This is a genomic window from Frondihabitans cladoniiphilus (genome assembly GCF_039544345.1).
GTDB classification, from domain to species: domain Bacteria; phylum Actinomycetota; class Actinomycetes; order Actinomycetales; family Microbacteriaceae; genus Frondihabitans; species Frondihabitans cladoniiphilus.
In genome coordinates this window covers 106052-124187 of the sequence record NZ_BAABLM010000007.1, presented here as the reverse complement: position 1 = coordinate 124187, position 18136 = coordinate 106052, and the positions used below count along the sequence as shown (strand labels likewise).

The 18136-nt window shown below is 62.6% G+C and carries 14 protein-coding genes and 1 pseudogene; 11 read left to right on the top strand and 4 right to left on the bottom strand.

Annotated features, from left to right (window positions below):
• Window positions 1–530: hypothetical protein (locus tag ABEA39_RS15160; protein WP_345376774.1), on the top strand; the 530-nt coding region annotated here is incomplete at its 5' end.
• 571 nt (window positions 531–1101) lie between these two features.
• Here the strand turns inward: ABEA39_RS15160 and ABEA39_RS15155 are convergent.
• Window positions 1102–1692 carry a recombinase family protein gene (locus ABEA39_RS15155; protein WP_345376772.1) on the bottom strand — a complete coding sequence of 197 codons (591 nt, stop codon included), beginning with the start codon at window positions 1690–1692 and terminating at the stop codon, window positions 1102–1104.
• Between the two features lie 248 nt (window positions 1693–1940).
• Complete coding sequence (locus ABEA39_RS15150; protein WP_345376770.1) at window positions 1941–2414, bottom strand: MarR family winged helix-turn-helix transcriptional regulator; 474 nt, start codon at window positions 2412–2414, stop codon at window positions 1941–1943.
• A gap of 67 nt (window positions 2415–2481) precedes the next feature.
• Here ABEA39_RS15150 and ABEA39_RS15145 point away from each other — a divergent pair, with 67 nt between their 5' ends.
• The 3 genes from ABEA39_RS15145 (at window position 2482) to ABEA39_RS15135 (ending at window position 4825) form a co-directional block, all read left to right on the top strand.
• The gene (locus tag ABEA39_RS15145; RefSeq protein ID WP_345376769.1) at window positions 2482–2796 is read left to right on the top strand and encodes a DUF2316 family protein; all 315 of its coding nucleotides are present in this window, start codon (window positions 2482–2484) and stop codon (window positions 2794–2796) included.
• On the top strand, window positions 2793–3728 hold the full coding sequence (locus ABEA39_RS15140; protein ID WP_345376768.1) for an aldo/keto reductase: 936 nt from the start codon (window positions 2793–2795) through the stop codon (window positions 3726–3728). The genes ABEA39_RS15145 and ABEA39_RS15140 overlap by 4 nt, the downstream gene beginning before the upstream one ends.
• Window positions 3729–4150: 422 nt before the next feature.
• Window positions 4151–4825, top strand: coding sequence for a recombinase family protein (locus tag ABEA39_RS15135; protein WP_425556985.1), 675 nt, complete (start codon window positions 4151–4153; stop codon window positions 4823–4825).
• 305 nt (window positions 4826–5130) lie between these two features.
• Here the strand turns inward: ABEA39_RS15135 and ABEA39_RS15130 are convergent, their stop codons facing one another.
• Complete coding sequence (locus ABEA39_RS15130; RefSeq protein WP_345376767.1) at window positions 5131–6585, bottom strand: DHA2 family efflux MFS transporter permease subunit; 1455 nt, start codon at window positions 6583–6585, stop codon at window positions 5131–5133.
• Between the two features lie 96 nt (window positions 6586–6681).
• Here ABEA39_RS15130 and ABEA39_RS15125 point away from each other — a divergent pair, with 96 nt between their 5' ends.
• The 4 genes from ABEA39_RS15125 to ABEA39_RS15110 all read left to right on the top strand — a co-directional run bounded on the left by ABEA39_RS15125 (window position 6682) and on the right by ABEA39_RS15110 (window position 10761).
• Entirely contained in the window at window positions 6682–7275 is a 594-nt protein-coding gene (locus ABEA39_RS15125) for a TetR/AcrR family transcriptional regulator (RefSeq protein WP_345376766.1), read from the top strand.
• A gap of 79 nt (window positions 7276–7354) precedes the next feature.
• Complete coding sequence (locus tag ABEA39_RS15120; protein ID WP_345376765.1) at window positions 7355–8317, top strand: alpha/beta hydrolase family protein; 963 nt, start codon at window positions 7355–7357, stop codon at window positions 8315–8317.
• Between the two features lie 584 nt (window positions 8318–8901).
• The gene (locus ABEA39_RS18850; protein WP_425556984.1) at window positions 8902–9150 is read left to right on the top strand and encodes a hypothetical protein; all 249 of its coding nucleotides are present in this window, start codon (window positions 8902–8904) and stop codon (window positions 9148–9150) included.
• Window positions 9151–9447: 297 nt separating this feature from the next.
• Window positions 9448–10761 carry a glycosyltransferase family 2 protein gene (locus ABEA39_RS15110; protein ID WP_345376764.1) on the top strand — a complete coding sequence of 438 codons (1314 nt, stop codon included), beginning with the start codon at window positions 9448–9450 and terminating at the stop codon, window positions 10759–10761.
• A 242-nt stretch (window positions 10762–11003) separates the two neighbouring features.
• Here ABEA39_RS15110 and ABEA39_RS15105 read toward each other — a convergent pair whose 3' ends face one another.
• On the bottom strand, window positions 11004–15074 hold the full coding sequence (locus tag ABEA39_RS15105; RefSeq protein ID WP_345376763.1) for an AAA domain-containing protein: 4071 nt from the start codon (window positions 15072–15074) through the stop codon (window positions 11004–11006).
• Window positions 15075–15783: 709 nt separating this feature from the next.
• On the opposite strand from ABEA39_RS15105, the gene ABEA39_RS15100 reads away from it, so the two are divergent.
• The 3 genes and pseudogenes from ABEA39_RS15100 to ABEA39_RS15090 all read left to right on the top strand — a co-directional run.
• Window positions 15784–16692: a hypothetical protein gene (locus ABEA39_RS15100; RefSeq protein ID WP_345376762.1), complete on the top strand. Its 909-nt coding sequence runs from the start codon at window positions 15784–15786 to the stop codon at window positions 16690–16692.
• A 34-nt stretch (window positions 16693–16726) separates the two neighbouring features.
• Window positions 16727–17872 carry a serine/threonine-protein kinase gene (locus tag ABEA39_RS15095; protein WP_345376761.1) on the top strand — a complete coding sequence of 382 codons (1146 nt, stop codon included), beginning with the start codon at window positions 16727–16729 and terminating at the stop codon, window positions 17870–17872.
• An 82-nt stretch (window positions 17873–17954) separates the two neighbouring features.
• A pseudogene (locus ABEA39_RS15090) lies at window positions 17955–18084 on the top strand (IS3-like element IS987 family transposase); the annotation flags it as partial.
• Window positions 18085–18136 lie beyond the last annotated feature (52 nt).

Below are 18136 nucleotides of genomic sequence, written 5' to 3'. Positions count from 1 at the left end.
CCGTCCCCGCCCTCTTCGGCGGCAACACCTCCGTCGCCCTCGACAGCAACTTCGTCGCCGCCCTCACGAGCCTTGGCCTGACCCCGTCCGCCGAAGGCACCGCGACCCTCGCCAACGGCGCCATCTCGTTCCCCATCACCGGCGGCAGCGTCGTCTACTGGAACCCCAAGGGCTCCTACAAGCCCTACGTCCAGGGCATCCTCGAGCACGACGGATCCGGCCTGAACCTCACCGCCGGCGGCAAGACCGTCACCCTGTCCAACTTCACCGTCAACCCCGGCAACTCGATCCTCTACGGAGACGTCGCCGTCAACGGCGCCGTAGCCAAGACCCAGGTCGACCTGTTCAACCTCTACGGCGGAACCCTCAAGCCCCTCCAGATCGACGGCAAGAACGCCATCCTCACCGGCACCACCGTCCACGTCTCCGCCGACGCCGCCGGCCTGTTGAACTCCACCTTCGGCACCACCGCCGTCAAGAGCCAGCTCCTCGTCGGCACCGCCACCATCACCGCCCAGATCCAGGAATAACCCCGCGGAACAATTGAAGGGCCCATCGCCATGGCGGTGGGCCCTTCGCCCGTACTCCCACGAACTCGTCGCCATCCGCCGGCATTGGCCGGCGCGGATGATCGATGTCGAACGTCTCTCGTGGCCGAACATCTGCGGGAGACGGAGCCGGGAACTGGAAGACCCCGGCGCCTGATGGGGCCCGTCACGCCGAAAGGCGGGGCGGGCTTCGTGTGTCCAGGCCCACACACAATCTGGAGAGCAGCTAGGGCAGCGGGTCGCTTTCCGGTTCCCGGGCCCAGGTCGGTCCGCGAGCTTTCCGACGCTGTGGTTCAACGAAGGAAGCGACCATCAAGGGGCAGACCGGCGTGAGGTGCGGGGGAGGAGTGCCGGCGGCGAGGCTGGCACCGGGACAGACCCCTCGGGAGGGAGGAAAGTGACATGGTGTCGGGTGGTGTCCCGAATCAACCCTGACAGCGGCACCATCCGGCATTGGCCCACGTCGCAGGTCGTGGGCGCCCGCTGCTGAGCCAGCCGGGCGAGGCCGTAGCGGACGACTCCCACCGAAAGAGACCACCCGTCCATACCTCTCTTATAGAGCGGTGCGGGTGGCGTGTTCTTGCTGGTGCCGGTAGAGGGTCGGTCTACTCCAGCCCACCAGGCTTGCTGCCGCTTCCGCCGTTTTCCCTTCGGCCCGAGCGGCGCAAACGATCGCAAGTTTCTCGGCCACGACGGCCGGGTCCGATCTTGGCCGCCCAAACTTGGCGCCTGCTTCTTGCGCGACGGCAACACCGGCTCTGACTCGTTCAACGATGAGCTCGCGCTCGTACTCGGCCAGGGTGGCGAGCATGTTCAGCATCAGCCGGCCGGTCGCGGTCGCCGGGTCGATGCCGTCAGAGATGGACCTGACTTGGATGCCCCGGTCGCGAAGTCCCGAGACCGTGTTCAAGACGTCGAGCAGGGATCGGCCGAGTCGGTCGATGCGCCACACGACGAGAGTGTCCCCATCCGTGGCGTGCTCGAGCAGCTTCTGCATTCCAGGCCGGTCGGCGGCGTTCTTCCGGCCCGAGGTGACGTCGGAGAAGATGTCCCGTTTCTCGACCCCGATGGAAAGGAGCGAATCGATCTGAAGTTGTGGGTCTTGGTTGGTGGTGCTGACGCGGGTGTAGCCGAGAAGCCTCATGCGGCCATCATGTCTCAGAAACCCCTAAAAAGGGTTCGACACGGCGTGAACCCGTGAGACAACATTCCAAGACAACGGCGAGGTTCGACGAATCGGGTCAGATGTCATTTTCAGGAGTCGTCTGCACGGATTTCAGCACTCGCCTGCACGCCGGATCGATCAGCGATGGGGGAACGCCTTGCGTGCGCTCGGGAGACTCCGGTGTAGGGCGCCGAGGAAGTAAAAGGAGACAACTGGGCGATTCTGGGTCAGTCGTGTGTCGGGTCGTTTGAAATGCGGTCGAGTGCTTCCCGGAGATGCTCGACCTGTCTGGTGGTGAACGGGTCGATAAGGTGCCGACGGACGGCTGTGGCGTGGATGGGTCGAATCATGTCGATCAGCCTCTGGGCCGTTGCGGTGAGAATGACCTGCACCCCGTCGTCGAGCTTCTGTCTCGAGATGAGGTCTCGTGTCTCCATGCGGGCCAGGTGGTGAGCCAGCCTCGTGCGGTCCCACCCCAGCCTGACTGCGAGTCGGTTCTGCCGGACGTGACCGCCGGCATCGTCGACCTGCACCAGGACCGCCACGTCAGGCTCGGACAGGCCGGTGGCGTCCCGGACGTCGTCGGCGACGCGCGTCCGGATCACTTCGTGCGCCCGCTTCCACAAGAACCAGAGGTTTCGCTCGCCCTCGCTCAACGGAGCCGCGAATGCACCTGTGTCCTGACGATCTGCTGTTGACATATCCACAGGCTACGCGCATGCTGTTCGCACAGCAACACCTCAGCAAGCTGGAACAAGGGATCGGACCATGTCACTCACCACACGTACGCAGGCAGCGACTCGAGAAGAGTTGGCAACTAACCTCAGCCTCGCCGGAGAAACTCCCGACGAGATCGCCACGAAGATCGGGCTCAGTGAGGCTCGTGTTCTTGCGGCGCTAGATGTGGCGGGTGCACGCCCGGAGGACGTCTGGCTCGTGCGGGACTACCTCGATCACGTCATCAGTGAGGCCGGTGGAACACCGCGCCCGTATTCGTCGTTGTCGGAGCAGATGCGCGCCGCGGCGGAGAACTGGTTCCCTCTCGTCGACGTCGACCAGGCCATGAGAGAGGCGACCCGATGAGCGATGCGACGAACGGCGAAAACGTCGGCCGTCCCGCTCCGGGCGGTACCTTCCTGCTCGCGGGGCGAGCAACGGCTCGCATCGGCTACGGCATGGGTCAGGTGACGCGGAAGGCTGCGGCACCAGCCGGCCGAGAGAACGCTTACGCGGTGCTCCGTCATGCATTCGATCTGGGAATCACGCACTACGACACTGCCCAGTTCTACGGCAACGGCCTCGCCAACGAACTCCTCCGAGACGCATTCGGCCCGCAGCGGGACGACATCCTGATCGCGACCAAGGCCGGCGCGAAGCCTGTCCCCGGCGCACCGATTCCCCTGAAAGCCGCACAGAAGCCTTCTGAGCTTCGCGACGCCGTCGAGGCAAACCTTCGCACGCTTCGCACGGACCGGATCGACATCGTCAACCTTCGCCGAATGGACTACACCCCGGGGCTTCTCGCCGAAGGCGACCAGGTCGTCCCGCTCGATGACCAGCTCGCCGAACTGAGCGCACTCCGAGACGAAGGCAAGATCCTCGGCATCGGGCTTAGCCACATCACCCTCGACCAACTCCGAGCGGCACTGCCCGTCGGGGTGGTGTGCGTTCAGAACATCTACAACGTGATCGACCGGTCTGACGAAGCGCTCCTGGCATTGTGCGCCGAGAACGGCATCGCGTGGATCCCCTACTTCCCCCTCGGAGGAGGATTCGGCGCCCTCCCCGCGGTCGGCGAGAACACGGAGGTGCAAGCTGTCGCGTCTCGGCTGGGGGCGACGGCCTCGCAGGTGGGCTTAGCGTGGCAGCTCACCCATTCCGCCAACACAATGCTCATCTCCGGTACCAGCAGTATCGAGCACCTCGACGAGAACAGCGCCGGCGCCACCATCACCCTCGACCCGCACTCCCTCGCGACCCTCGACAAGATCGGCTCCACCACACCTCGAGACTGAGCGCCTCACGAAAACGAGGGGTGGGCCGCACAACTGATTAGCGTCAGTCAGTTGAAGACATCCTCTGGACTTCGCCGCTCCTCAGCGGCGTTCTGTAGTCGAATCACGGCCGGGCGGCGAGCACGGTCACCGGACGTCACCCGTGCCGGCAACGGCGACCGGTTATCGGCGGAGCCAGGAAATGCAGGCGACGTACGTTTACCCCGGGCGATCGTAGTGAGCGATGACGGGGCCACATCCGCCCGGCGTTTTGGGCGTTGGCCGCAGCGTCGACGGAATGCCGTCCAGTTGGGGTATACCCCAACCATGCGTAAAGCATGACCTGCCCAGCGTGTCTAACTAGGGTCCTTTTCGAGTTGATAGACACGCGTTTCTGTCGCCTCTAAGACCTCAACTAGACGCGGGCGACGAGGAGAGCAGTCATTGCCGGTCAGCGAGTCGGATACGTCCGCGTGAGCACACTGGATCAGAACACCGTCCGCCAGCTCGACGGGATTCCCCTCGACAAGACCTACCTCGAGAAGGCGTCGGGGAAGGATCAGAAGGACCGGCCCGAGCTGGAAGACCTGATCGGGTTCGTTCGCGACGGCGATACCGTGCTCATCCATTCGATGGATCGCCTCGCCCGCAACCTGGACGACCTGAAGCAGATCATCGGCCGGCTAACCAAGAAGGGCGTACGGGTCGAGTTCGTCAAGGAAGCCTTGACCTTCACTGGCGACGACAACGCCGCCGCCACGTTCCTCCTCCACGTCATGGGTGCGTTTGCGGAGTTCGAACGATCCCTTATCGGGGAGCGACAGCGAGAAGGTATCGCTCTGGCCAAGCAGCGGAAGGTCTACACGGGCCGGACGCCGGCACTTGACGCCGTGAAAGCAGCGGAGCTGCGTCGCAGAGCCAGCATGGGCGAGTCGAAAACAGCTCTCGCGCGTGAATTCGGGGTCAGCCGGGCAACCGTCTACGCCTACCTCCGCGACGAGTTGGCGCAAGTGCTCGCCACCCTGCCGCCCGACGATCGCGCGTTGCCGTCCGTCGAGAAGTACGACGCGCTCCTCCCGTCCCGAGCATCGGATCGGCAGGCCGCCGAGCAAGAGTGACGTTTCGTGCAGGCGTGTACGCGCATTTCGATTTCAGAACTCGTCTGCACAAGTCGCGAAAACTCAGGCGAGTCCGTGCAGACGAGTTCTGAAAATGACACAGATGCGGGGGAGCGGCTTCGATCATCCCCAGCCATCGGTGGGTGGCTGAGACGTCTCGTAGATCTCCAGTTTTTCAAGACGTGACTGGTGGTCATGTGTGCGTTGCGCAATTCGGTGGCCGGCTTCACAAGATCGATGGCGATCAAGGATCGACGCGGTGCGGGCCCGTATTAGGGCCCGCGTCCTGTCAATACGCGAACGATTCAGGCTGCGTCTCCGGTGTGGGTTCCGTCTCCGGTGCTTTGGGCGCGGACGAAGCAGGCTGCGATGAGGCCGGCGAGTGAGACGATCGCGCCCCAGAGGAAGGCCGTGTGCACCCCGTGTGCCATGGCTGTCATCGCGGAGCGACTGCTGCTCGCGGAGGTGCCGACGGTCATGAGGGTGATGAACAGTGCGGTGCCGGCGGCACCGGCGAGTTGCTGAACGGTGCTGAATGTGGCGCTGCCGTAGGAGTAGAGCGGTGCGGGAACGCTTCCGAGCGCGGTCGTGAGAAGCGGTGTGAGAAGGAATGCAAGCCCGATGCTGAGGACGATGTAAACCACCAGCACGAAAGCGGCGCTCGAGTGGTGTGTGAGGGTGGTCAGCAGCCAGAGGCCGGCGCTGATGAGGATCGAGCCGGGGATGACGAGGGGGCGGGGTCCGACGCGGTCGTAGAGGTTGCCGACGACGGGGGAGAGCGCTCCCATGATGAGGCCGCCGGGGAGCAGGAGGAGTCCGACCTGGAGGACGGGAAGGCGGAGGACGTTCTCTAGGAAGAGCGGGAGCACGATGAGGCTGCCGAAGAAGACGATGATGCCGATGGAGAGGGCGATGATGGCGAGGGTGAAGACCGGGCTGCGGAAGGTGCGCAGGTCGAGCAGGGCTCGGTCGTGGTGCTGGAGCCGGGTCTGTCGCCAGACGAACAGGGCGAGCCCTATGACTCCGACGGCGAGGGCGATGATCGGGGTGGTGGCGCCGTCTGCCTGGATGGTGGCGATGCTGGAGAGGCCGTAGACGATGCCTCCGAACGCGAAGGCGGACAGGACCACCGAGAGTGCGTCGAACGGAGCGCGCCGAGGCTCGCCGACGTTCCGGAGCTTCAGGGCGCCGACGATGAGGGCTGCGAGGGCGATCGGTAGCACGCAGATGAAGAGGAAGCGCCATGAGAGCGAGTTGAGGATGAGGCCCGAGATCGTCGGACCGATGGCGGGCGCCACCGAGATGACGATCGAGATGTTCCCCATGATGCGGCCTCGGTGCGCGGGCTCGACGAGGGTGAGCACGGTGGTCATGAGTAGCGGCATCATGATCGAGGTTCCGAAGGCTTGGATGATGCGGGCCACCAGCAACACGGAGAACCCCGGCGCGAAGATCGCGACGATCGTCCCGATGATGAACAGGGTCATGGCCGACAGGAACATGGCTCGGGTGCTGAACCGCTGGATGAGGAACCCGGTGACCGGGATGACGACCGCCATCGTCAAGAGGAACGCCGAGGTCAGCCACTGGCCGGTGGCGGCGGTGATGTGGAAGTCGACGATGAGCTTGGGGATGGCGACGCTCATGATCGTTTCGTTCAGGATTACCACGAACGCCGAGACCAAGAGAAGGCCGATCACGAGCGTCGAGCCCTCCTGTCTCGTGTCGGGAGAGGTGGATGTGTCGACCTGGTTGGTCATGAGGGCTCCTTCGGATATCCTGATACGGATCGTTGTTCCGAAAAAACAATACGGAACAAAGCTCCGCTTGTCAATCAATTGTCGTCAGGATGACCCATGCCCGAAGAGACCGCCGCGACCTCGACAGAGGCTGCGCGCCCGAAGCGCTCCGACGCCCGCCGCAACGAGGGCGTTCTGCTCGAGGCCGCCGCGGCCGTGTTCGTCCGCTCTGGGGTCGAGGCGCCGATCCGGGAGATCGCGAAGGAGGCCGGCGTCGGGCTCGGCACCGTTTACCGCCACTTCCCGACCCGGTCCGACCTCGTGCTCGCGGTTTATCGGCACCAGGTCGAGGCGTGCGCGGAGGCCGCCCCGCGCCTCCTAATCTCTCTGAAGTCGCCCTCGGACGCGCTTCGCGCCTGGGTCGACCTGTTCGTGGAGTTCCTGGTGACCAAGCACGGACTCGCGATGGCCATGCAGTCAAGCGGCGACAGCTTCGACGCCCTGCACGACTACTTCGAGACGCGGCTCGTTCCCGCCGTCGCGAGCATCATCGACGCCGCCACGGACGTCGGCGAGATCCGCCGTGGCATCGGCGCCTTCGAGCTGATGCGCGGAATCGGCAACCTCTGCATCGTGCCCGAGGGAGACGCCCGCTACGACGCCCGCCGGATGGTCGCCTACCTCCTCGACGGCCTCCGCCCGACAGAGTGATCAATGTTCCGCTTGCGAAAGAGAACGATGTTCCGTATCGTGTGTGGAACAACGATCCGTTTCTAGGAAAGAGCATCTCATGACCGACCCCGCACTCGACGCCGCATTCATCCCCGTTTCCGAGGCCAACGCCGTCACCACCTACCGCCCCGTCGTCGTCCCCGTCGAGGGCCGCCCGATCGATCTCGCGGTCTCCGTCTCCGCCCCGGCCACCGGCGAGAACCTCCCCGTCATCGTCTTCTCGCACGGCCACGGTCCGTCGAACTTCGTCGGCTCGATGTACGGCTACAAGCCTCTCGTCGACTTCTGGGCCTCGCACGGCTTCGTCGTCCTCCAGCCGAACCACCTCGACGCGACCTTCCTCGGCCTGCGAGAGTCCGACAACCCCGACGCACCCCTGTTCCTCCGCAACCGCGCCGCCGACCTCCGTGCCGTGCTCGACAACCTCGACCTCATCGAGTCGACCGTCCCGGGGCTTGCCGGGCGCCTGGACCGCACAAAGATCGCCGCGGTCGGCCACTCGGCCGGCGGCAACACCATCGGCCTCGTCTCGGGCATGACCAACATCGACCCGACCAACGGCAGCGTCTACGGCGAGATCGAACCCCGCTTCGCCGCCCGCGTGCTCATGGCAGCCCCCGGTAATGGCGAAGACCTCGACGGCCAGGCCGGTGACTTCTACCCCGGCCTCAAGGGCTCGAATTTCGCGGGTATGACCCCCGAGGCTCTCATCATCACGGGCGAGAAAGACGCCCACCCGTTCTTCGCGTCCCGTGCGACCTGGCGCGGCGACGCCTTCACCGAAAGCCCCTCGCCGAAAACGCAGCTCACCCTGCTCGAGGCTGAGCACATGCTCGGCGGTATCTCCGGCTACGACGCCGCCGAGACCAGCGACGAGAACCCCGAACGCGTCGCCGTCCTCCGCGCCATGATCTGGGCCTACCTCCGCAGCGCCCTGTTCACCGGCGACACCTCCTGGCGTGACGCGACCGCGGCGCTGGCCGCCCACGAGACCCCCATCGCCGAGGTCACCACCAAGTAACGCCAACTGGCTGCGGATCGTGCCGGCCGACAAGTCCCCGCTTGTCGGCCGGCCTTGCTGTTCCACACCCACCACCACTCTCCTCATTGGCAGAATGAGCTGCCCACTCAGAGCCCGACTCGATTGTGATGCGATTGGAGGTCGTTAGGCCCAGTCGCCTGATCGAGACGTGGCGCCCGGGCAGCCTCGCGTGATTCTCGGAAGCGAGGTCCTCGTCATCGGGGTCATCCTCGCCGCAATGGTGATGGTGGCCACGTTCCAAAACCTGGGCGGCGCGGATCAAGCCCGATGGCGGGTCAGCCTCGTGGCCCTTGCAGTCGTTGGTTCCGTCCCCGCCGTCATCACCGGGGTTTCGCTCACCGCCGGAATCGGCGGCGGCTTCTACTGGCTGGTCGCGGAGTTCATCACTGGGATCATCGTCGCCGTCTATTGCGGGTGGATTCTTCTCATGAGATCCGCCGCTGACCCCACGCCGCTGGAGCGGCGTCCATGTGCTGGGCCACCCAGATCTCCGCCCTCGCGTTCCCGGGCGTCGCTCTCGTCATTCAACAGCGCCAATCGGCGATCACAAAGACCGCCAAGAAGTGGAAACATTCACAGCCCTGATGGCAGCGGAGCTGCGTCGCAGGGCCGCCAATGGCGAGCCGAAGACAACTCGCGCCCGAGACTTCCGGATCAGCCGGGCAACCGTCTACGCCTACCTCCGCGACAACGCCGCGGAGCTGGAACAGGTGCTTGCCGCTCTGCCGGGCGACGACCGCCCATTGCCCTCCGTGGAGAAGTACGACGCGCTTCTCCCGTCCCGAGCATCGGACCCGCAGCCCGTCGAGTGACGTTTCGTGCAGACGTGTACGCGCATCTCCATTTCAACACTCGTCTGCACAAGCCCCGGAAACTCAGGCGGGTCAGTGCAGACGAGTCCTGAAAATGACATCCTTCGGCGGCTCGGAAGGGGTTTCGCGTGCCTCAGAAAGCTTTACTTTTTTGAGACGTCAATCGGCACTGGGCTCAGCTGCGACGGCATTTATCGGGTGTGGCCTCGACCGTAATTTTGTTGATGGCACGGACACTGGCTGACATGCTCGTGGAGTAGCGACGGACGATCCGCGCGATGTTGAAAGGCGGCACAATTGCTTCGCGACGAGATTCCATACGGCGAGCTTCTTGTAGGAGAAATTAGCGACCTAAGAGCAGAGTCTGCCGGCGCCAAGCAAAACCAGCAATCGATTTTTCAATGGAGCCTGGCCACAATGGCTGCCGTCTTCGGAGTCATTGCTGTTTTCAAAGCTCCGCCCATTGCAGCCGTTTTTGGTTACGGCCTTATTCTTCCCCTGATCGCGACTGCAGCATTTTTATTGTGGCTTAGTGAAGTAGAGCGGATGGAACGCGCCGGTCAATTCATTCGTGAACGAGAACTGGCTTTAAGAGACCCCGACGTGACTTTTGAATCTCCGGAGGCGATGCGCTCACATTCAATGATGTGGGAGAGCACCATCTTCGACGAAAATTTGGCCGCGACCTACGGTAAGAACGAGCTTGGCGCTTGGGCTGCCGTACTCCTGTTCTTTGGCGCATTTTACATATCGCTTTCGGCGGGCATGATCATCCTCGACGGCGCTCCGAAGGCATTCCTCCATGAAGGATCGTTTGACATCGCCGCCAAAATCGCTTCCGCGGTTTTCGCGATTGCCTTCTTCATTAAATTCGTGCCTAAGCTGCTGAAGATTCGGTCCACTTCGAGTGGACGGTTACTCGACCGAAACCGCGAAATCTACAGCGGGGCTGAAACGATCAGCCTAATTCTGCCTTGCCTCAATGAAGAGAGGGCGCTGCCATGGGTGCTGTCTCAGGTACCAGGCAATGTCCAGGTCATCGTCTCGAGTGACGGATCGCGGGATCTGAGCTCAACAGTCGCGCGTGCACGCGGCGCACATGTCATTGAGTCGCCGGTGACGGAGGGGGTCGGGAGTGCCACTCGCCGCGGGATTCTGGCAAGTACCGGGACGATTCTCGTGCTCATGGATTGCGACGGCACCGTCGACCCCGCGGATCTCATTCGCCTTGTCGAGCCTCTCCGGGCGGGGAGTCATCAATTCGTTGTAGGCCGTCGCACGGGAAGCGGCCTGACCTGGCGGCGAGAAGTTCTGATCGCATGCAAGCGCTGGTTTGTCCGACGACGAGTCAAAGATTGGCCGATCGCAGACCTTGGTTCGGCACAAGCGCTTCTCGCGTCGGCCCTGACGAATGACGAATTGGTTGCCCTTAATGCTGGCGGCGGGTGGTCTCTCGACCTCGCCCTTACGATCATGAGAAAGTGGGGCCCGGCATCGGTGGCAAGCGTCGACCTGCCCTTCAAGAAACGCCTAGGTCGATCAAAGATTTCTGGGTCGCTGTGGGGAAGCCTTCGCGCAGTGAGGCATCTCCAACGAGTTATGCGGATCTAAAGGTGAACTCGAGTCAATCGCCGAGGTCCACCTGCCTCGGAGGGGCCGCTCGTCCTTCCGAGGGGAGCGGCCCGCATTACTGGAAGCCTGCGAACGTTGGTCATCGTGTCCAGTTGACGCTGATCGGTGCCGTGGCAGTCCAACATGCGAGGATGCAGCCCGCGGGCCGGCGGGAAGCCGCGAGTGCCACGGGCGGAGCGTGAGACGTCTCGTGAATCTATAGCTTTTCGAGACTCACGAACCTAGTCCAGATCCGCCTGTAGTTGCGCCTCCTGGATTCTGCGGACGATTTTCGATCCACGTTTCTGGAATCCGAGTTCCGTCATGGTCATGGCGAATTCGTCGTCGGCGTTCCGGATCACGTTGTCGCTTCTGATCCAGCGGATGACTTCCACGAGCATGGACGTCGGGTAGTCATCGATGGGGAAGCCAGGGTTAAAGGGTGGGCGGGGGGTGCTTCGCGTGCCGACGGGAAGTTCCCACGCGACAGGTACCTCCGTAACAGCGATAGGACCGCGTTGATCGGGGCGTTGTAGGGCCACTTCGAATGCCTTAATGGTGGCTGCTACTTCTTGGTCGGCGTTGTTGAACCAGTCTGTGCTCCAGATGCGGTGGAAGATCCAGCCGCGTCGTTCGAGGAGTTGTTGCCTGAGGCGGTCGCGTTCTCGAGCTGTGTGGCCTGAGTGGTATGCGGCCCCGTCGGCCTCGATGGCGAGGACGTGGCGACCCGGTTTTGTTGGGTGCCGTGCCGCGAAGTCGAGTCGGTAGGAACCGACGCCAACTTGCGCGTCGAGGTGAAGGCCGGCAGCGGTGAGGCGGTCGCGCACATCGATCTCGAATGCGTTGAGAGGGATTGATCGGTTGGGTCCGTCGCCGAGGTCGGCTCCGCCGGAGGCCATGAATTTCATGAAGTGGTACATGAGGATGTAGCCGCGGCTGTCGTGGGCGTCTTCGGCCATGTCATCGGGTCCGAAGCTGCTGATGAGTGTCATGCGAAGACGGGCTCGACTGATCGCAACGTTGAGACGTCGTTCACCGCCGGGTTGGAGGAGAGGGCCCCAGAAGAGGCGGAGTCTGCCGTCAGCGGCTCGGCCGTATCCGACGCTGAGCACGATGGCGTCTCGCTCGTCGCCTTGGACCCGCTCGACGGCTTTGACGAAAAAGGGTTCGGCGGCTTTCTTGTTCAGGGTGGCGTAGAGCGCTGGGTCGTCCTTGAAGGCGGCGTCGAGGGCGATTTCCAGCCGATGCTGATGCTTGACCCCGAAGGCGATGACGCCGAGGGTTTCATCCGGATGCGCCTGAGCGTGAGCCTTGACGGCAGCGACGACGGCGGCGACTTCCTTTTCGGGGCTGTTGGCTCCTCCGTCGATTCCGGGGCTTTGGGGTACTTCGATGTGGGTGATGGCGTCGGGGGTGTCGGCGGCCGGGAACGTGGTGAGGGATCGGTCGTAGATCTTGGCGTTCGAGACGGCTATGAGTCGTTCGTCTCGTGACCGGTAGTGCCACAGCAAGCGCCGTGACTGCCCGGCGAGGAGTCGGTCCATGGCGAAGAGGATGCTTTCGGCGTCTCGGGTGAGCGAGCCCATGCGCCGTGGTGCCGTTTCAACTGGCGTGGCCGAGTCCAGGGCGGCGTCTTCGTCGTCATCGTCGTCTGGATCGTCGAGGGTCTTCGTGAAGAACTCGGTCGGGGGCAGTTGTCGGCTGTCTCCCGCGACGATCAATTGCCGGCCGCGGAGGATAGCTGGAATTGCGTCAGCGGGTTTGACCTGACTGGCTTCGTCGAAGATGACGACGTCGAAGGAGGCTTGGAGTGGGAGGAGACGGGATACCTGGAGGGGACTCATGGCCCAGACCGGTTTGGCGCCGAGCATCACTTCCGGCATGTCGTGCAGGAGCCGCCGAACCGGGGTGAATTTGGTTTTCCTGGTGACTTCCGTTTTCAGCTTGAGGTATTGGTCGGGGTTGTCGTCGAGGACTTGCTTGAGACGTTCAGCGGCGAGGCGCCTGATTCTGACGGCGTTGGCGGCCAGGTGGCTGAGGTCGTCTCGCTGGTAGGAGCTGGCGGCGGCGTCGAGCTCCGTGCCAGTCACGGAAGCCAGGTCAGGGTCGAAGAGGAGAGCGTCGTCGAGGATAGACGCCGACACCACCCGATCGAAGACAAGCCCGGCACGTGCCGGGTTACCTTCACCGATGTCGGAACGATCCTCGAGGTCCTTCAGGAAGCTGCTGAGCCCCAACGGCCGTAGCCGTGCCTTGAGCTCGTGCGCTCGGGGCATGACTGCTCTGTGTCGGTCGGCGGCAAGTCCTCTGAAGTTCTCCCGAAGAGCGGAGAGCGGGGATTCGGACAGTTGGAAGTGTTGCAGGCCTTGATCGAGACGGGCGAGCTCGGCTTGATACTCCAGAAGGAGAGCGAAAGCATCAGTCCACTGCGCGGGTGCAGAGTAGGGGGGAGTGCCGGGCCACGACTGCCGGAGAGTGAGCGCGCGAGAAAGCGCATCAGCTCTTTCTCCTCGAGGAAGGTGCCCCACAAGCGCTTTCACGCGGCGCTTCGCGTCGCGTTTGTCGCCACCGCCGATGGTCTCGCCCGACGTCTTCCGAAACGGGCGACTCGTGGACAGCAGTGATTTCCGGAGATCCTCGGTGGATACCTGCGGGTCGAGCGTGAGCGGAGCCAGTTGTTGCAGTCGATCAGCTTCGTCAAAGTGGGGACGGAGGCCTTCAACATCGGCCCACTGATCGGGGACGGTCGTGGCTATCCCCGACGTGAGGTGACCCAGGGCTGCCTCCATCTCGGACAGGTCCGCGTTAAGGCGCTGAAGTCGGTCGTTGAAGCTTCGGAGCGTTGCCTCGTTGGTCAGGGTGAGGGGTGACCAGCCTGGCTTTGTTGACCACGTGGAATCGAGGGCACCAATTCGGGCGAGCTCCTCCAGATCTCCCTTGATGCGTGATGATTCGAGGTTGTCCCACCGTTCCATCGCTGACGTGAGGATGCGTTCGTCGCTTTGCACGTCGTGGGGAATGCTGATCGAGAGGGAGATCATGTCAGCAGCGCTGACGCCCCAGCCGCGCGTCTGCTTGTGCAGGGCGTCTTTATGGCGGACGAGGGTGTCACGAGCGCGGGTGAGTGAGTAGTGCAGTTCTCCGACTCGGGCCTCGCCGGCCGTTGCCTGTCGATCCAGAGCCATCTGTAACTGCTCTGCCACGTAGCGACGGGAGCTGGAGGCGGCAAAGAGGTCGAGGACGAGGTGTGTGAGGTCCACGCCGGCGAGGCGGTCAAGGACGGCTGACACGGCTGCCCGCTTTTGAGCTACGAAAAGGACGCTGCGGCCGGCCGCGACCGATGTGGCGATGATGTTCGCGATCGTCTGACTTTTGCCCGTCCCGGGGGGACCTTCGACGACCAGGTTTCGGCCGGCGAGGGCTGCGTTGACGACGAAGCTTTGACTGGCGTCTGCGTCGAGAACGAGGTACTCCGAGTCGACCGGCGTGTAGTCCGGCATCTCCTCCGTTACCCCGTCAGTCGACGAGCGGACTCGGTTCGCTGCGTCCAGGTCCCCGGCGAGAGCGGCCACGAGATCTGAAACACCCAGGGCGTCGATGTCGCTGACGTCGTCGACCATGGGCTGCTTGGTGTAACTGAACGTGCCAAGGATCAGTGTGTTCTCAACTTCGAAATCGGCGACGTCCCAGCAGTCCTCTTCCAGCTGCTCAAGCATCGCCTCGATACTTGGAAGGTCCCCGGCATCGTGCTCGAGAATGTCGTCGTCGTCGACACGTTCCTGATCGGCGTTCAAGACATGGGTCAGAACTCCGTTGACCTGGAACTCGTCGATGAGCCGGAGGTCCCAGGCCTCCTGGGCGCCGCGGCGGTGCGTCAACTCCAGAGACCGGAGCAGTACCGGGGCGTGAGGCCGAGTGTATTTTGGCCGTTTCGACTGCCCGTCCACGGCATCATCGACTGCCAGCTCAGTGGCAACAGCTTCTGCACGTTCAGGGCTCCCTTCCGGATCCCATGAGCACATGCCGGCGGCCAAGTATGCAATCGAGACCCCGTACTCCTCGGTTGCCTCTTGCTGTTTCTTAGCTAACAGAGCGCACGCACGCTGCGCCTTTTGCAGGGTCTCCGGCGTGGTGAAAAGATCGGCAAGACGCACAACATCGCCGGCGAGGAGGCGAGCCACGGATGTCGACGACGCGGCATCGAGATCGATAGTCGAGCTGGTTTCTCGGTAGTAGAGGAGGCGGTTATTGCCCCCGACATCGATGAGACCGTTACGCCACTCTTGCGATGCCGCCTCGATCGAACTACTCACCCTGGACTCCTCAGAAGAAGGAGCAGACGCCCCCGGTTGAGTTTTCCATAACTGACCACGCGAGTTGCGACGCAGACATGCAGGCTCCAGGGCGGCGTCTTCCCCGTGCTGAGCCTTTTGACTCAGCAGCTGAGACGTGTGTCTCAGTTGCGGCACCTCCTTCCAAACCCAATTCGACTACCCGATCGCGACAGCGACGACGCGACGATGACGTGACCCGCCAGTTCTCGTGGACGCGTCCGGTAGCCGATTGCCTATCGAGACCCGTAGAGCGGGTCGTACTGTGTGCAGATGTCCAAGAAGACACCAGAGCCGTTCCCGTATCTAAGCTTCGCCTCAATCGGCGCAAGCCCCGTGCACCTCCGCCTGAAGGGCGAGGACGCGACAGACGAGCCCACTTATAAGGACGCGGAACTTATTAGTGAGCCGGCTCCAACCGGGCCGCATGGGGAACTTAGCGCCCGCTTCAAAATGCCAGTGCCTCCTTATGAGGTCACCGTTTCCGAGGTGCAGTACGTGGCTTGGAATCGCTACCAGTAGCCACTAGCAGAACGCGCGCAGAGCCAAGGCCCCGGCGACCGTGGCTGGTTCTAGCCTTCAACTTTGTTCCGACTCGTCGGAGTGCTCTGGTGGTTCGGTCTCGTGTTCCACTTCGGGATCGGCTGCCGGACCGCCATTAGAGTCCCAACAGCGACCATGAGGAGGGTCGGTGACTGTACCCAAGGGCGACTACTTTCAACGACAGGGTGACCCAGACGCAGAGGAAAAGGCTCAGGGTCAAATCGCCGGGCTACTCGAAAACTGGCGAACGACCATGGCTGACCGATCAGGCGTTATGTCGAGAGAGGACGGGTCGGACCTCCGCGGTGACGAGCTTCGAACGCCCGAGTTAAACAACAGCCGCCGCAGCGCCGAGACTCAAGGCCAGCCCCTTGAATTTTTGACGGTGCCAGATCATGCAGACCATGCGATCCTGGCTTTTCACAACCTCATGAACGGCCTCGACGCCATGATGGTCAATGACACCCGGGACGAGCTCCTGCTTCACCTCACCTCTGAGTTTGTCATGATCCGTGCTCTCATCGAGGCAGCCACCACGGCGCTCTGGCTGCTCGGCCCAGAGGACAGTGACACCCGCGTCGCCCGAGCCCTTCGTCTTCGCCACGACGAATTGGCTCACTCTCTGCATTTGGCCAAGAATTATGCGACTTTCGCCGGCACGCTGGGTGGAGAGGAATACCGGGCACAAGAGCGGTTTGTGAAAGCTCAAATCAGCGACCTAGAGACCGTCGCCGCAGACGCCGAGGTGCCTTGGTCGACGGTCAAGAAGAGCCTGACTCCGAGCGCAATAGCCAATGAGGGTGGAGCCTTTGTGCCGGAGCTAGGCGGACCTTTGACTTATTGGTACTGGTCGACGGCCAGCTCACTCGCCCACGGTGAACCCAGCAATTTGCGGGACCTTTCGGACATGAAACTGATTGGCGTCGACCACCGCGACAGGCCCGTGGCGCACGTCGAGCCCAGCGCCGTCAGCATCCACCGTCATCTGAAAGTGGCCCTCCAGCTCATATCCAAGGCCCACCAGCTTTGGAACGATCGTGCACGAGGCCACAACTAGCCACAGCGTGGAGGACCCGCGTTAGCCTTCGAGCATGCCCGACCAGACTGCCGTCTTCCGACACCTCTCTGACCAATATTCGGCGCTGCCACCATCGGAGGCGTACTCGGGCTTGTACACGGCGATGCAGCCCCCATTGCCCATCGTTTTCGGCGCTCTCCACGAGCGCCTAAATGCGCTGTTCCTCTTCATGAACTCGAAGATGGACCGGGGTCGGCACTTCAATGCGGAGCAGAGCCGTGACCTAATCGACCTCATCGAAGAAATCCGCGAGGTCAGAGGCAGTCTCGGCAAAATCGGAATAGACATTCGCGTGCGTGAGGACTACCAACGGGTCCTTAACGAATGCAGCGCCTTCCTCGTAGTTTCGGGAGGAAGCCCCATCCCGGAATCGTTCGCCAAAATCGATATCGACCGGTTCGATCCTGTTTTCGTTTCGAGCGCTTGGCAGCCACCGACCAAGACTTCCACGCCACCAAAGAAGACCATGGTGGGGGAAGGGTCTTACGCGATCGTCTACAAGTACACGGACGAGACGTACGGTTTTCCGGTTGCCGTGAAGGTGGGGAAGAAGAACCTCGACGAGCGCGAGCTGAGCCGATTCAAGGCCGAGTTTCAGAAGATGAAGGAGTTGAACTACCCCTACATCGTGCAGGCGTACCAGTTCGACGAAAGCCACACTTCATTCACGATGGAATTCTGCGACTACGACCTCCGCAGCTTCATGCACAAATACAACGGCACGCTTCAGTTTGCGACGCGCAAGAGACTGGCACTCCAATTCCTCTACGCCATGGGCTACCTCCATCGAAGAGGCATCCTCCACCGGGATCTCAGCACTGGAAACGTGTTGATCAAAGAGTACGAAGAGGCCTTCCTCGTCAAGCTCAGCGACTTCGGATTGCATAAGGCAGAGGGGTCGGAGTTCACCAAGTCCGACACGGAAATGAAAGGGTCGATCCGGGATCCCACCCTTGCGAGTCTCAAAGAATTCGCCAAGGTCAACGACATTCACGCCGTCGGGCACATCCTCGCCTTTATGTTCACGGGTCGCAGTTCCATAGCCGGGTGCCCACCGGCGATCCAACCCATTGTTGACAAGTGCGTGCATAACGACCCCACCCAGCGGTACCAGGACATTTCCGAAGTCATTGCCGATCTAGAGCTCGCAACTGAATAGTTGCTGCTCCTAGTGAGTCTCGTTAACCCATTGAATCGCCCGGTGTGTCCGGAGACTTGATCCTTTTGAGGAGGATGGCGTCATGTCAGGTGCATCAGCGAAGCGGTATCCGCCGGGAGTTGCGGGAGCGTGCAGTCAGGATGGTCGTGGAGTCTCGCGGGGAGCATCCCTCGGAATGGGCCGCGGTGCAGTCCGTCGCGGGGAAGCTTGGGATCGGGACGGTCGCCGGTCTCATGGAAACACCGTCGCCCGGTACGCTCGCGA